This window comes from Photobacterium sp. GB-56, from assembly GCF_003026105.1.
Lineage (GTDB): Bacteria > Pseudomonadota > Gammaproteobacteria > Enterobacterales > Vibrionaceae > Photobacterium.
Map to the genome: position 1 here is coordinate 391,923 of NZ_PYNW01000002.1, position 16,478 is coordinate 408,400.

At 40.9% G+C, this 16,478-nt stretch carries 12 protein-coding genes; 2 read left to right on the forward strand and 10 right to left on the reverse strand.

Translation table 11 applies throughout. The annotated features are described in order from the left end of the window. The first annotated feature begins 249 nt into the window (after positions 1-249). Entirely contained in the window at positions 250-714 is a 465-nt protein-coding gene (locus tag C9J42_RS04525) for a GNAT family N-acetyltransferase (RefSeq protein ID WP_107261495.1), read from the forward strand. 417 nt (positions 715-1,131) lie between these two features. On the opposite strand, the gene C9J42_RS04530 is transcribed toward C9J42_RS04525, so the two are convergent. From C9J42_RS04530 to torC, 8 genes are all read right to left on the reverse strand, one after another. Next, complete coding sequence (locus C9J42_RS04530; protein ID WP_107246967.1) at positions 1,132-2,874, reverse strand: hypothetical protein; 1,743 nt, start codon at positions 2,872-2,874, stop codon at positions 1,132-1,134. Then, positions 2,871-3,416: a HyaD/HybD family hydrogenase maturation endopeptidase gene (locus C9J42_RS04535; protein ID WP_107206417.1), complete on the reverse strand. Its 546-nt coding sequence runs from the start codon at positions 3,414-3,416 to the stop codon at positions 2,871-2,873. Before C9J42_RS04535 ends, C9J42_RS04530 begins: the two co-directional genes overlap by 4 nt. Before the next feature lie 5 nt (positions 3,417-3,421). After that, positions 3,422-4,165 (reverse strand): Ni/Fe-hydrogenase, b-type cytochrome subunit, encoded by a 744-nt coding sequence (gene cybH / locus C9J42_RS04540; RefSeq protein WP_107206418.1) that lies wholly within the window; start codon positions 4,163-4,165, stop codon positions 3,422-3,424. 11 nt (positions 4,166-4,176) lie between these two features. Then, positions 4,177-5,880, reverse strand: a complete 1,704-nt coding sequence (locus tag C9J42_RS04545; RefSeq protein ID WP_107301695.1) for a nickel-dependent hydrogenase large subunit — start codon at positions 5,878-5,880, stop codon at positions 4,177-4,179. 3 nt (positions 5,881-5,883) lie between these two features. Further along, positions 5,884-7,020: a hydrogenase small subunit gene (locus C9J42_RS04550; protein WP_107206420.1), complete on the reverse strand. Its 1,137-nt coding sequence runs from the start codon at positions 7,018-7,020 to the stop codon at positions 5,884-5,886. A gap of 442 nt (positions 7,021-7,462) precedes the next feature. Continuing rightward, positions 7,463-8,110, reverse strand: a complete 648-nt coding sequence (torD, locus tag C9J42_RS04555) for a molecular chaperone TorD (protein ID WP_107206421.1) — start codon at positions 8,108-8,110, stop codon at positions 7,463-7,465. Between the two features lie 131 nt (positions 8,111-8,241). Continuing rightward, entirely contained in the window at positions 8,242-10,770 is a 2,529-nt protein-coding gene (gene torA, locus C9J42_RS04560) for a trimethylamine-N-oxide reductase TorA (protein WP_107206422.1), read from the reverse strand. A gap of 92 nt (positions 10,771-10,862) precedes the next feature. Continuing rightward, positions 10,863-12,029, reverse strand: a complete 1,167-nt coding sequence (gene torC / locus C9J42_RS04565) for a pentaheme c-type cytochrome TorC (RefSeq protein WP_107206423.1) — start codon at positions 12,027-12,029, stop codon at positions 10,863-10,865. 201 nt (positions 12,030-12,230) lie between these two features. On the opposite strand from torC, the gene torR reads away from it, so the two are divergent. Next, positions 12,231-12,944, forward strand: coding sequence for a two-component system response regulator TorR (gene torR / locus C9J42_RS04570; protein ID WP_107206424.1), 714 nt, complete (start codon positions 12,231-12,233; stop codon positions 12,942-12,944). A gap of 572 nt (positions 12,945-13,516) precedes the next feature. On the opposite strand, the gene panP is transcribed toward torR, so the two are convergent. Both panP and C9J42_RS04585 read right to left on the reverse strand, forming a co-directional pair. Further along, positions 13,517-15,184: a pyridoxal-dependent aspartate 1-decarboxylase PanP gene (panP, locus tag C9J42_RS04580; RefSeq protein ID WP_107301696.1), complete on the reverse strand. Its 1,668-nt coding sequence runs from the start codon at positions 15,182-15,184 to the stop codon at positions 13,517-13,519. Between the two features lie 149 nt (positions 15,185-15,333). Then, positions 15,334-16,305 carry a DUF2860 domain-containing protein gene (locus C9J42_RS04585; protein WP_107206427.1) on the reverse strand — a complete coding sequence of 324 codons (972 nt, stop codon included), beginning with the start codon at positions 16,303-16,305 and terminating at the stop codon, positions 15,334-15,336. Positions 16,306-16,478: the final 173 nt, after the last annotated feature.

Consider the following 16,478-nt stretch of genomic DNA (forward strand, 5'->3'; position numbering starts at 1 on the left):
TGCAATTTATTTAGAATGTTGATTGTTTCAGTTTTGAACATACTTTATTGAGAATAGTTACAAATTTAGAGAGTGCTTACCTTCTTAGAAAATAAATTGAGTGAGAAATTGAGGAAGGATTTTACCACTCGTTATGGTGCCATTTTATAAATAATAGGTAAGTCAATGTTTACCTAGTACGAACATGTTATAACTCGTGTTTTCAAGGTAGGTAGTTAGCAGCTCAGATTATGGTAAAAGGAATTTTAAATGGATATTAAAATTGGTGACTTAACACACCCACAAGTCATTCAGCTGTTGATGGAGCATTTAGAAGATATGTATGCAACATCGCCTGCTGATAGTGTTCATGCGTTAGATTTCGATGCACTTCAGGCTGAGGATGTGACGTTTTATACCTGTTGGAAGCAAGATATGTTGCTTGGTTGTGTTGCTATTAAACGTCTCGATGCTGAAAATGCCGAGCTGAAATCAATGCGGACAAAGATTGATGCGCGAAACCAAGGAGTGGGAGCGAGGCTCTTAGAACATGTTTTAGTTGAAGCCAATAACAGGGGTTTTAAGACCATTAGCTTAGAGACAGGCACACATAATTTTTTTGAGTCAGCCTGTCGTTTATATGAAAAGTTTGGTTTTGAATATTGTGAACCGTTTGCTGATTATTTACCGGATCCCCACAGCTTGTTTATGTGTTACACGTTTGCAGCGGAATAAGATTTTTTATAAAAGACAACCGTGTAGTTTGAAAGGGAATAAAAAAAGCCTCATTTGAGAATGAGGCTTAATAATCAATGAATTCAGATTATTTTTAGGCAAGGGGCCTAATTACCGGCTAGGTATGAAGTTAATCTAGAACATTCTGAAGATAATTTGAATAACACGATATTCAGATTGAGATCTTAGTGGCTATATGCCTAACATATTATGTTATATCTATTGCATATATTCATTTTTCTTTACAGGGTGTCAAAAAATTGGCTATCAAACATTAATGATAATCATTTGCAATGTTATGTTCTCATATAGCAAGAATAAGCAGGAATTAATAACTCATGTATTAATGAGAACGTTGTTATGTGAATTGACCATTAAAGCTCTATTTATCGAAAGCTAAATAGAGCTTTAATTGAATTAACGTCGACGCATTTTTAGGTATAACGCGCCAGCACTTAGGTTGCTACCATCGAGTTCTAATTGACGGTTAACAGTAATTGCAAAGTTTTTACCCACACGGAGTGATAGGCGTTCAGTCAACACTTCATTGGCAAAATCACTGCCAGCTAAAACAACAGCATTTAACCCCGTGGTTTCATCTATACGCTCTAGCCAGTTAGCAATATAGTCAGCCAGTGAATCCATGATACCAAAAGCAAGTTTATCAAGCTCTGAATCATCAACAACTAAGCAAAAACTCATTAGGCTGCCCAGTGTTTTTGCCCATTCAATCGTGCGTTTGCCATTCACCATATCTAATGAATAATCAACACGATGACCTTTTTGACCACTATTTTGTAATGCTTTAGCGATCAGTGCATCGTTTAAGTATTGAATACTATTAGTACTCGATGTTGATAAGCCAAGAATGGTGGCAGCAACAGCAAATAAACCTGATAGCTGATTATGACTATCAGCAAGGTTAATTTGGCTTAGGGCTTGATAGCTATAAGGTAGCGATTCTTTAAATTTGGCAAGAATCGCTGCTTGTTCTCCTGCTGCCATTAGGCGAATAATTTCATGACCTGTTTGTGGCAAGCTAGGTAAAACTAAAAAGCTATCTGTACGGGTAAATTTATCTTGGCAAACAATCTCACCTGCGGCGTATCGACCAAAATAAATAACCGCGGTATTTCGTCCATTTCCTGATTCAATATTACCGCCATGCAGCGCACAAATAGGCAGTGCATGAGAGGGGACATCGTTTGGATGATTCGGCTTATAATCGAAATGAATACGACGTTTATGCCAATAGGCATTTAAGCCATTGATACAGGCTTGATCGTGTAAGGGTTCAAGTGCTTTGATTGACACAGGAAGATCAAGTTCAGGATCGCTATCGACTTGGCTCCAACCTTTTTCAATCCATGTAATTAAGGGTTGCCAATGGTTGGTATCAATAAATACGAAATCAACGCCTTGTTGACGTAAAATTTCAGTAAGTACAGTGAGCACGCGATTATAGCTAAAACACAAATCATACAAGGGGGCTTGTAACTGTCGATGCTGTGTTCTGGGTTGTACAGTCACGCGCGGTTTCTCAAGGCTTGATAACGCGAGTACGTGCTCTGATGGAGTAAAGAAATGCGAAGGTACATTATTAGGATTACAGATCAGAATTTGTGGGCGTTCCTGCGATGAGGTTAAAACCGGTGTTGTACTGAGTTGGAATACCTGATGTTTACCTTGCTCTGTGGTTAAGGTAAATAACACATTGCCAGTGGTAAGAATATCATTAGCCCAAACTTTTACTTGGTTGATGCTAATTGCTTGATGTAAACGCTGCTCACCATGACAACATGCACAAGGTAATGCTAGCTCACCAAATCGTGGCGATTGGTTATCGCCTAACAATGGTTCGCAATGTTGGCAAAAAGGTAAGTGGTGTTGAGTATTAACCAGAGGAACAACACTGCCTTCACGATGGATGATTTCTTCCACTTTAGATTCAACTAACCAAATGGAAAGCAGGAAATCATTGGCAATTTTTTCAGCTAATGCTTCAAGTTGTGCTTGTTCACCGACCGCTTCAATTAGATAACGATTTTTAACAAAACCAACGGTAATTTCATAAGGCTCATTGGCTAAATAGTCATTACATAATTGCGCATAAAACGGCACTTGGCGTGAGCATTTAAAAGAAAATTGAATTAATTTCATGCCTCTACTCCTCGTTTATAAGCGGTTGGGATCAAGCTATTAATCTCAATATTGTTCACACGTTCGCAGCTAATGCCCAGATCCGTTAAATGATTCAGAATGGCTGATTCCATGGTAGGAATAGCAGCATAAATTTTAGGTGTTAGTCCTAAATGCATCGGCTCGAGTACAGTAGGGGTAACACCTAATACGAATGTTTTAGGGCGATCGCCGACCAATTCCATCATGATCAATGTTTGCAGCATTTCTACTTCATGGGCACTGCCTTGCCAGTCGATCTCAGGTGGTGCTTTATCAAAATCGAAAAAGTAGACTTCGCCTGCATCTACACCAGCAGCATTAACAGTATCAATCACAATAAGGTGATCGTATTGGGTTAAGGTTGGGATCAAACTATGCGCAAGGGTACCGCCATCCACGAGATCAATCTGATGTTCTGGGTGTGAAAAGCGGTAGTTTTCGGTGAGGTAATTGACGAAATGTACGCCGACTCCTTCGTCGGCGTACAAGACATTGCCAATACCAAGTAGCAATATCTTCATTAGTGCTAGTGGCCTTTATGGTCAGTGTTTGTTTGGTGAGTTTGATGCTGAACAGGGTCGTTACCCTTGTTCTTATCTTTAATGTGCACTGGGTGGTAATCAAAACCCGACATAATGGCGTCAGCGGAGCCATTGCGGAATCGAATACCTGTCCAAATCACCATGTAAACGTGAATTAAGACAAACACGATGAACGCCCAAGTTACAATGTGGTGCCATTCACGAACGTTAGCTAATCCGCCCATCGCATAGGTTACCCACTCAGCTGGCTGCCAGAATAGGCCTCCCATACCGAGGTGATACACGTTGGCATACAAGGTTAAACCTGTTACACACATGAAAATAGCGGCGATAGAAATACCCGCATAAACCACTAACTGTAACGGGCCGTAAGCACCATGATGGGGTGGTTGTCCAACCCAAAAATAGGCTTTGATTTGTTTTACCCAGCTATTCGGACTTACAGCATCTTTTACTGAACGTCTTTCAACATTACTGCGGCTAAAGAAGAACAAATAAGCACGAATTAACGTGACAGCGATAAGGACAAACCCCAGTACTTCATGGACAAAACGTACCCAGCCTTGCTCTAATACGTTGGTGTTATCTGGCGCAACCAAAAATGGCCAAGCAATATAAAAGCCTGTGATCACCAAACCAAATATGGCAAAAGCACGGAGCCAGTGACATAGACGTATAATAAAAGAGAAAACATAGGATCGTTTGTACAACACTGTATCTGTTGACATAAATTCCTTCCTTACACTGCTTGTGCTGGAATACGGAATTCACTCAAAGATTGGCCTTTGTAATCCATCACGTGTACTGAACACGCCATGCATGGGTCAAATGAGTGGATCACACGAAGAACTTCAAGAGGCTTAGTTGGATCTTCTAACTTTAAGCCGACTAAAGAAGCTTCATAAGGTGCAATTTTGCCGTTGCCATCAATTGGGCTTGCGTTCCATGTGGTAGGAACAACCGCTTGATAGTTTTCAACTAAACCGTCTTTAATACGTAACCAGTGACTTAATAAACCACGAGGCGCTTCAATCACACCTACACCTTTGTATTCTTTTTTAGGATCAATGGTTGGTTCAATGTACGTAGTTTGATCTGAATTTAGGTTGGCGACCATAGATTCAAAGGTAGTTAAACCATTACGTGCAATGATCAAGGTATGAAGCATACGTGCTGCTGTACGACCTAATGTAGTGAATAGGGCACCTGCTGGAAGTCCTGTTGTTTTTAAGAACTCGTTAACAACTGGTACAACGTATTGATTACCTTTTGCGTAGTTCACAGCAATAGTCGCTAGTGGGCCTACTTCAACAGGTTCGCCGTTATAGCGTGGCGATTTAACCCAAGAATATTTACCGGCTTCGTTAATTGTTGGACGTTTACCTTCTAAGGTGTCACGTTCAATAAACGGAGTGTGCTCAGGAATCGTTGTACCATCAAATGGGTGCTGTGGTTTATCAGCGTTGTACCATGAGTGGGTCACGTCTTCAGCAATCAGGCTAAGATCAACATTTTCTGCTTTGGTTAGATCTTTATTACGAATAACACCGCCAGTAAATAGCTGATCTTCTTCGTTTAGTTGAATAGATTCACTACACATGAAAGTGCTAACGTTACAGCCGCCTAATACACTTGGCTCTTTGCCAAATGCCGCTGCCGCCATCAAAATGTCCGCTTGGTAGGCACGTTCAATAAATTCAGCGACATGAACAAACTTTTGTTTAAACTCTTGTAGGCGAGCAGGATCTAACATGTCACGAACACAAGTTACACCACCAACAACAATAGATTGTGGGTGCGGGTTTTTGCCACCCCAAATTGCCATCATTTCAGCGCCAATACGTTGAACTTCAAGTGCTTTAAGGTAGTGAGATAAACCAATTAGGTTTTGCTCTGGTGTAAATGCATATGTTTTGTTGCCCCAGTATGCGTTAGCAAATGGGCCTAACTTACCTGTGTTTACTAAGCCTTGTACTTTTTCTTGTACTGCGCGTAGTTCACCTTCACCCGCGGCCATTGGTATTTTTGACCACTTCATTGCTTCTTGTGCCGCTTTTGCAGGATCGGCACTTAATGCAGAAACCACATCCACCCAGTCAAGGCCGTGTAGCAGGTAGAAATGAACAATGTGGTCGTGCATTTCAAGTGACGTTAAAATCAAGCTACGAATGTATTTCGCGTTAATAGGCACTTGGGCATTAATGGCATTTTCAACCGCTAATGTGCCACATAGGTAGTGTGATGATGTACATACACCACAAATACGCTGCATTAATAGGCCTACATCATAAGGTGTACGGCCTTTCATGATGATCTCTAAACCACGGAACAGGGTAGAAGAGGCATAAGCTTTTTCAATAACATTGTTAGCATCAAGTTCAACTTCGATGCGTAAGTGGCCTTCGATACGAGTAATGGGATCGATTACGACACGCTTGCTCATGAATTATTCCTCGACTTTCTTTGCAAAAATACTACTCACTGCGTGAGCACCAATACCTATAGCAGTAACGCCTAATGTCACAGCGCCAATGGTATCGGCAGTGGCATCTAAACCATGTAAAGGTTGACGGCTTAATGGTTTTTCGAAATACGCCATTTCATCCCAAAAATCTGGTTCAGAACATCCAATACAGCCATGACCGGCAAGAACAGGCCAACTTGTGTGCGCGTTGAAACGCTCAGTAGGGCAGTTGTTGTACGTGTATGGACCTTTACAACCCATTTTAAATAAGCAGTACCCTTGCTTTGCGTTGTCATCACCAAATTCAGTGACAAATTCACCGGCATCAAAGTGACCACGACGCTCACAGTTATCATGCACACGTGCGCCATATGCCCACTTAGGACGGTTAAACATATCAAGAGCAGGAAGACGACCAAACATAATGTAGTACATCAATGTACCCGTGATGTTGGCTGGGTTTGGTGGGCAACCTGCAACATTAATCACTGGACGATCAATCACGGCACCTACGCTTTTCGCACCCGTTGGGTTAGGACGAGCTGCCTGTACACCACCGAAAGAAGAACAAGTACCCACACAAATAACGGCTGCTGCATCGTTAGCCACACGCTTTATCAGTGACATACCGGTTTCAGCTTTGCTGCCAAGCGTAAGATAAATACCGTTATTAGCAGTAGGAACCGCGCCTTCTGCTGCTAATAGGTATTTGCCTTTGTACGCTTTCATTGCGTTTTCGAGGTTTTCTTCAGCTTGTTGACCAGCCGCTGCCATTAATACTTCTTGGTATTCAAGAGAAACATGTTCAAATAAAAGGGTACTAATATCTGGCGTGGTTGTACGTGTTAGTGATTCAGAACAGCCAGTACATTCTGCAAGACTTAACCAGATAAGAGGCACGCGATCGGAAAGCTCTGCAGCTTCTGCAACCATGGTGCTAAACGGTAAAGGTAAAGCCAGTAGGGATGTAATAGTGGCACTCCAAATCATGAAGTCACGACGGGTAATGCCATTTTGTTCTAATTTATCTTTGAATGATTCCTCACGAAGAGGTTTCATTGCTCGTAACTCTGCAAGACGCTTCTTGCCTAGTTCGAAAAGGGCTGCATGCGAGTCCATCTATCAACCTTGTTTATTATGAATACTTATACGCTAAGGGAATAGCGTACAGATCTTATGCTTGTAATGATGAGAGATGATTGATCTATATCAGATTTTTGATTTTTGTATGACAATATAAAAAATCAAAAATGGCGGGATGCATAAATAACTCATTGATATTCTTAATGAGAATTCTTTTCATTAATTCGCGGTGTCAATGGTGAGCTTAAGATTTTGAAATTTAAAGATTAAAAATATCAACGTAATAAGTGGTATTGATTTCAAATGCGAATAATATGCTTGAATATGCAACTTAATTTTCGGATAAAAAATAAATAATATTTAACCGAGAGAGGAAAAAATAGAAAATTAGAAGTATTTAGTTTTTTTTGTGTATTTGAAATGCAGATAGAAAAAACCTCAGTCGATACTGAGGTTTAATTATTAACATGTTGCTTGATTATTCACCGGCAAGGAAAGCCGCATCAAGTTTACAGAATGCCAATAATAAATTAGCCGCTGCAGCATAGAAGCCAAATTGATCTCGGTTTTGACACTCTTTCACAAACAGTGGTAACCAGTTAAGCAGCATAGTGTTAATAAAAGAAAGCTGTGCTTGCATTAGCTCTTCACGCTTTTCTTCAGTTTCTTGCTGGTTTGCCATGATGATAAGGTTACCCATGAAATCCAATTCAACAGCAAGGTGATCGGCTGGCTCATTGAATTCTTTACGCTGTGCAATCGCGTAATCATTCATTAGTACATTCATATCTTGTGCTGGCTTATCGTTAAGTAAACCAGAAGTACCTACATACATAGATGCGTAAGGTAGCGCGCCTGTTTTTGGTGTACTTAAGAATAAACCACAGAAATCTGCCGCTAGCTCAAGTTGTTCATCAGGACGTGTGTTTGATTGATTAATTACTTCGCGAAAAGCTTCAACGGGGGCTTTTAATTCCTCGGTCATGCCTAAGCCTGAAAGGAATGTGTACATTTCACCACCGTGGTATTCATGTAGATCTGCATCAGTGAGTTCGCGAGCGAAAAGTGATGACATCCACCAGTAGATCTCTGCACGTTGTTCGTTGAAAGCAATAAATTCTTGCATTGTCACTCCAGACAGATAAAACACATTCAAATATAACTTAAGACATTATATTGGAATCTATTTTAAAAAGGTGAAATAAAGGCGATGAATTTTCGTTCATCGCCTTATTTTAATCAACTAGCTAAGTAAAATTACTTATCCATAGCAGGGAACAGTGGGTCGATACCTTCTTCATAGATAGGACCGTTAAAGCCTGTTACTGCAGGAACAACACCTGTGTACTTCTCGATCTGAACTAGGGCAGCAGCTGCAGATGTTGCTTGCGCTAGGCTAGAAGTACCGATGTCTTCTGTTAATACGTTTGGATCACCGTAAGTACAGATAGTACCTACTTTACCGCCTTCTAATGGGCTGTACCATGCGCCTTCTTGTAGACGACAAACACCTGGTAGGTAATCATCTGTTACAACAGCACCTGCTAATACCTGACCACGGTCGTTGTATACACGTACGATATCGCCAGATTTGATACCACGAGCAGCAGCATCTTCAGTGTTCATGAAGATAGGCTCACGCTCAGCAACAGCGTAAGTCGCACGGAAATCCGTTGACGAACATAGCTGTGAGTGTAGACGATCTTTCGGGTGCGTACTCTGCATGTTGATCGGGAAGCGATCAGAGCGAGGACCACCGTGGCTACGTTCAGTCTTTTCAAACCACATTGGGTGACCTTGACAGTCTTTGTAACCCATATCTGCGATAGTCTTACAGTAGATTTCGATCATACCTGAAGACGTACCTAGTGGCTCAAGGTCAGGTTCTTTACGGAATGATTCGTGGCGAACCCACTCTTTACCCGCAGGGAACTCGATGAAACCTTCACCTTCCCAGAACTTCTTGAAGTTAGGCATACGAACGCCTAGACCACGGCCTTGCAGACGCGCACCGTTGTAGATCTCTTCAATGATTTCCATTTGCGTCTTACCGCCAGTGAATGCTTCTTCGCGGTTAAAGCGAGAACATAGCTCACGGAAAATCTCAAAGTCATCTTTCGATTCGTACATTGGCTCAACAATCTTACGAAGGGCAATAATACCTGCGTTAGAGTGGTTACCGTACTGTTCGATATCGTTACGCTCGTAAGTTGTTGTTGCAGGTAATACGATATCTGCAAAACGACAAGTTGCTGTCCACTGGTGCTCAATCGATACAACAGTTTCTAACTTAGTCCAAGCCTTGATCATCTTATTACGATCTTGGTGGTGACCAAATGGGTTGTTACCACTGAAGATCGCCATCTTCATAATAGGGTACTTAATCTTCTGACCATTGTAGTTAATGGTCTTGCCTGGGTTGTCGATACAATCAACAAAGCGAGCAACTGGAATGAAAGTAGAGTAACCGTTAAATGAACCGTTATGAATTGGAGCAACACCTGTAACACCACTAAAGCCTGACATTAGTGGACCATTCGAGGTGATTGAACCTGCATCATTGTAGTGCCAGCCGAAACCGAAACCACCACCAGGTAAACCGATTTGACCTAGCATTGCTGCAAGTACAACGAGCATCCACGCGTACTGTTCGCCGTGCTGCATACGTTGTAGACACCAGCCACCGATGATTTGCGTACGGCCACTTGCCATTGTGCGCGCAAGAGCACGGATATCATCAGCTTTGATACCACAGATCTTTTCAGCCCACTCAGGGTTCTTAACAACACCGTCAGTCTTACCAAGAACGTAAGGCATGAACTTATCAAGGCCAGTTGTGTAATCAGCAATGAAGTCTTTGTTGTATAAGTTTTCAGTGTATAGCGTATGTGCAATAGCAAGCATTAATGGAACATCAGTCTGTGGGTTAACACGGATCTGCTCACCACCAACCACTTTTTGAGTGCTAGAAACCACAGGATCGACGTAGATCACTTTGATTTCTTTATTCTTCACTTTCTCTGCAAGTTGATCATAGTACTGGTATGGGCTGTGGTCTGGTACTAACCAACCCACTTGCAGGTTTTTAATTGGGTCAGATGCCCAAATAACGATAGTGTCAGTGTGCTCAAGTACTAGTGGCCATGATGTTTGTTGCTCGTAAACTTCCATTGCGCCAGCAACGTAAGGAAGAATTACCTGAGCAGCACCTGTTGAGTAGTCACCCATCTTACCTAGGCTGGTACCGTGAAGGCCAACACCACGCTTCATCATGGTACCTGCGTTATGCAGTTTACCCACTGATTGCCAGCCTGTGTGACCAGAGTACAGTGCACTTGGACCGAAGTTGTTCTGAACACGCTCCATCTCATGGTAGAAGAAGTCTAACGCTTGAGACCATGGCACACGTACAAAGCGGTTATTACCACGCTGTGTTGTATCTGACTTGTAGCCTTGCTTTAGCCAATCAATACGTACCATTGGGTATTTAACACGTGCAGGGTTATAAACCACTTCACGTACCGCCTGGATCATATCTGTTGGGTTCTTGTCTTTTTCAAATGGCGTTGTTTCAGTCCAAACACCGTCAACAACTTTAGCGCGGAATGCACCCCAGTGAGAGCCAGATAACACTTCGCCAGAAAACGCTGCTTTTGCTTCTTCTGCAGCCATTGCTTTACGAGGAGCAAGAAGGCTAGGACCTACAACCGATGCAGCACTTGCCATTGCAAGGCCAGATAGGAAGCGGCGGCGTGAGATGCCAGTTTTATGAGTTTGAGTCGCCATATGTTGGAGAATCCTTAAACTTTAATTTTTATCGATGGGGCGGGGATAGTGATATCACCCGCCTATCATTTATTTGTTATTAGGCTGCAGGATTAGTGCGCACCTGCACCGCCTGTATCGCTACCGTGGTTCTGAAGATATTTCAGTAGCGTACGTTCTTCTGTCTTAGACAGACGGTAGTAAGAGCTCATGGCTTTCAGACTTGCGATCCAGCCATTTGCAGTAAAATGGCCTGGTGCTGGCGCCGCGTGACAAGCGTTACAAGTAGAGCCGTACATTTCTTCTGCATAGTTCCAGATAGGCTGGATGCTATCGATCATGTCAGCTTTAGTAATCCATGCTTGTACTGTTACGTTCTGCCATACGATGTCAGTTGCTGGATCAGTTTCTTCCTTAATAATTTTCTCGTTAGCTTTAATGTCACCACGGATAGTCGCTTTAAATACGCGCTTACCCATGTATTCTGTCATAACGCGACCTTTACCCGCTTTCTCTAGCCAGCCGTTTACTTCAACTTTTAGCATGTCGCCTTTACGTTCAAGTACCGTTACTTCAGACGCTGGTAGTAATTTACCTTCTGATTTAGCGTTAGCATCGTCAGTGGCGAACATATCTTTCTCACCAAGAGAGTAAAGCTTGTCAGCGGTTGCACCTTGTGCAGCTGCTTCTGCTTGTAGGCCTTGGAAGTCTTTCTGGAAGCCGCCAGCCATGTTTGGTAGTTCGTGTGCAATACCTTTGTGACACTCGATACAGTTCATGTCTTTTGCAGCAGCGTCTGTCATTGCAGCAGCAGCTTCAGGTGATTGTTTAGCGTGATCCATTGCAGAGTAATTGTGACAGCTCTTACAGGTACTCGAATTTTGCTTTTTCATTCGATCCCATACCATTTGAGCTAATTCTAAACGGTGCTCTTCAAACTTTTCAGGCGTATCAATCTTTTTAGTAATAAATTGGTTATATACGTCTTTTGATGCCATCAGCTTAGTTTGAACCATACCAACTAAATCTTTAGGTTGGTGACAGTCAACACAATCAGCACGAACACCAGAAGCGTTTTTAAAGTGAACAGATTCTTTATACTCATCGAAGTTTTGCTGCATGGTATGACAACCGATACAGAATTCATTGGTTGATGCGTGCTCAAAACCTTTATGTGCAGCAAAGATACCAACAAGGGTGATAACAATACCAACAAATACAAGAGCAAGAATCGAATACTTGCTACTTGGTTTTGTCAACATCTGCCAAAGTTTTTTCATGTTGAATGATTCCATTTAAGAATGAATGCCCACCGTAAGCTACGGTGACGTTATAAATTTTATGGGGTAATCTTATGTCCACGATGTGAATAAGGTTAACGGTACGAATGAATAGCAAACTCATGTTTATGACAAATTGTGAATAACTACGGTTTGTGCTAACGTTTCGTAAGAACACCTAAAAAACTAAAAGAGACAAACATGACTCATCACGTACTTGTTGTGGAAGATGAAATTGTTACCCGTACTAAGCTGGTCGGGTATTTTGAGAATGAAGGATACAAGGTTAGCCAAGCGGATAGTGGCGCACAGATGCGAGAGATCATGGCGACTGAAAAAATCGACCTCGTCATGCTTGATATTAACCTTCCTGGCGAAGATGGTTTGATGCTTACACGTGAGCTTCGTAGTCGCTCTGAAGTGGGTATTATTTTGGTCACAGGACGTACTGATAGTATCGATCGAATTGTGGGTTTAGAGATGGGTGCAGATGACTATGTCACTAAGCCTTTTGAGCTTCGCGAACTCCTTGTTCGAGTAAAAAACTTGTTGTGGCGCATAACCTTAGTGGAAAAAGCACGTGACGAAACGTTGGTCGAAATGCAAGAAGATAACATCATTCGTTTTGGCGAATGGCAGTTCGATATTAACAAACGAGCGCTGACTCATAATGGTCTTCCAGTGAAGCTAACTAAAGCGGAATATGAGTTATTAGTCGCCTTCTCTTCACACCCAAATGTAGTGTTGAGTCGTGAACGTATTTTAAATATGTTAAGCCATAGAGTCGAAGCGCCAAACGATAGAACTATTGATGTTTTAATTCGTCGTATGCGCTCTAAAATGGAGCTAGATCCAAAGAACCCACAGATTTTTGTTACCGTTCACGGTGAAGGATATATGTTTGCAGGGGATTAATTTCCTTCAATACTAGATATAACTGATATCAAAAATTGCATATTGCAGTGAAACATTTTGAAATAAAAAGGCCATATCATTCGGTGATATGGCCTTTTTTCTAGAAAAAAATGAGCTAATTTCTTGATATAAATCAATCAATGAAGAGGTGTCTTTTTGCTTGTTTTTTAACCAAAAACTGTAATTGTTAACCATTCTCAAATGCATACATTTATTTAAACCTTTCATTAACATTGGTAATGAAAATAAAGAACAACATTGAGATCATATCGTTAACAACACAAAAAAATAATGACAGAATGTGAATAAGGCAATTTATTGAACAGTGCTCAAAATAGAGCAATGAATACTTATCTTAGAAATAAGAAACAGTATGCGAGAGATGAAAGTAGATATTTGGCCAATTATTGAAGCTATTCATACTACAATAATGTGCTGTTCATAGTTGATTTGCAGATTATTCATAAGATAGACATAGAATTTTTTGATTGTTAATGGTTATAAAATGCAAAAAGCCCAGTAAAACTGGGCGTTAACACTAAATAATAAAAAAAATAATATAGATAAACAGCTTATTTATATCGATTTGCGGTCTTTTTTCTCATTATTTCTGCGGTTAAGTTTTCTATTTTTGGCAGACTAATGGTACTATCTTTTGCTAATTGACGTTGTTCGCTTAGCACGTTTTGTAAGATGGTCTCTGTCGTGAGTGGGTTTGCTAATACGACACGGAACACAGTTGTTATCTTATGCTGCCATTTTTCCGGTGTAATGCGTGTACGAGATACAAATGATTTACCGGATTCACGCTGACGTTTTTGGATGAACTTGGTTAAGTCATTAAGTAACTCCAGTAATGTTTCGCGCTCTTCATCTGTAGCGATTAACAATGCTTCTTGCGTCGCTTCCGGAACATAACGGTAAGTCAGCAAGCAAAGCTCAGGCTCAGTAACTAACTCAAAATCTATTTGTTGTTTAATTAAATCTGCAAAATAACGTGCTTTTTCAATACTATTATTAATCAATAATTCATAGCCAGGGCGGCTAATAATATTCATGCTAGCGTATAGCAACATAGCCATACCACTTCGTGAACCCTCTAAGGTGTGACTACCTAAATCTTTCGATCCTTTACGCAAAATATATTCAGCATGATGTTCAATTGCCGTCATGAGCTCTGGGTTTTTAAAGATCACCATGCCCGCACCCATAGGAATATACAACTGCTTATGAGCGTCGATTGTAATAGAGTCGGCGCGTTCAATCCCTTTCAATAAATGACGGTACTTATTAGACATTAATGTTGCGCCACCCCAAGCTGCATCAACATGGAAATGACAATCGTGCTCAGTGGCAATATCTGCTAATTGATCTAAAGGATCAACATTGCCTGTTTCTGTTGTGCCTGCAATACCAATAATGGCGAAGGGTTTAATGTTACGCTGTTTCAGATCAGCTAACGTCGACTGTAGGTGGTCGATGTTGATACGGTTATCATCATCAGTTTTAATTGAAATGAGGCTATCTCGACCAATGCCTAATACATCTGCTGATTTCTTTAACGAGTAATGGCCACGTTCAGACACTAAGATCGCTAAATCATCATAACCGTAGTGCTTCATCGCACGAAATAATCCTTCTTGGGCAATACCTTTAAAATCCCCGTCAGGTTTTAGGACTGTATTTCTTGCTACCCATAAAGCAGTGATATTGGCAATTGTGCCACCAGAGCAAAAAGCACCTAAGGAATGGTCAGCACTATGCATCCATTGCTGATAGAAGCTTTCATTTTCATTGAAGATGAGCTTATGAAGCATCCCTAAAACTTGTCGCTCAAGTGGAGTGAAAGCTTTAGAGGTTTCGATTTTTACGAGATTTTGATTCAGCGCGATCATGATTTTAGAGAGCGGCATCATGAAGTAAGGCAGGGCAGAAGTCATGTGACCGATAAAGCTTGGCGCTGAGGTGTGGACTGATTGCGAAACCAGCTTATTTAATAGAAATTGGGTATGCTCGGAGACAAAGCTCGGTATTTCAGGGATTGCTGGATCGGAGAAGTCTTTCTCTATTTCGAGTAGTGGTTTTTCTGTTGCAGCAATGTGAGTACGCAGAAATTCATTTAAGTTTTCTGATAGCTCTTTTTCTATCATACCCAGTGTTGAATCTGGGGCTTCCGGTACTGTAAAAATTCGATGCAGAGATTCTTGTGATGCATCGGCAGTGCGATTATTAACAGCCATAATACTCAGTAACGTTTCTTTAACTTTGGTAAAGTGCTGTTAATCTAATAGAAAAGTAGTGTTATGTCTCGTAAAATTTATGGCTCTGTATCATAACAGAGCCATAATTTTCATCGCTTACAATGAAGAAGGGATGGCATTTATTGTTGTTAGAAGGTGTAGTTCATACCTAAGCTAACAAGCATAGTATCTGCATCATAGAAGTTGATATTTGATTGTGTGGTGTTGTAGCCCACTAATGAAACAACGCCCCAATTCTTCCAACCAAATGGTTGTTTGTATTCATAAGCTAGGAAGGCACCTAAACGGTCTTCTTCTTGTTTCTTATCAAAAATAGGGTTTTCTGCATCAAACAAAGCTTTCTTATAACTTAAAGTAAAAGCTAGGCTTGAACGCTGGAAGAGTTGAATAAAAGTGGCTGAACCCCCAAAAATATCGGCAGACATTGCTTTACCGTCAGCATCAATACCACTGTAGTTTAATGCGGTACGAAGCATTTGTGTTCGACTCAGTGGAAGTAGGTGGCTTCCTTCTACAAAAAAGAGTTTTGCGTTTCTATCTAGTAGATTTTGATCGATAGCTAAGCCTTCTCCACTTTTTTCTTGATCTACTTCATAACGACCATATGCAGTATCTAATGAGTACATAGAGCCAGCAATGTTGTCCCACTGCGCACGTACCGCTTTTACATTACTTCCTGTTTTTACACGTGGCTCCCCTGTTAAATAGGGGTTTTGCCATGTTTTTAATTCTAATAATCCAGGAATGTAACTTAACGAAACAGTGCCGTTTCCTTGAAGTTGTTGGCGAAAGCCAAGTTCAGTATGGAAACGCCCTAAAGCGACATCAGAACGATCAGTACCAAAAAATAATTGCTGTTTAGCATTGCTGAAAGTATATGAAAGTGTACCAAGTGGGGCGATACGTGTGTGACCTTGATCATCACCTGATGAATTCAAATTTGAGGTGGTGGCATTATCAGAATCAAACTGTGAATTTGTTTTAGTGTATGCAGCCAAGAGCGAGATATCACCACTGATACCTGGTGTCCAATCCACCGGTTTTGCAACGGTATTAAAACTGGCAACTACGGTAACTAAACCAATATAAATCGGTTTCATTTTAAGCATCCTTTTCTTCAATTATTCATTACTGTGATAATGGTTAACGTAAGGAATAAAAATAAAGTTTAAATATAGATTAATTTTATAATAGCGATGGATGTTATTAAATCGAAATACAGTAATTTGTTGTTTATTTGATAATAGATTTATTTATTCAATGGAAATTGGGA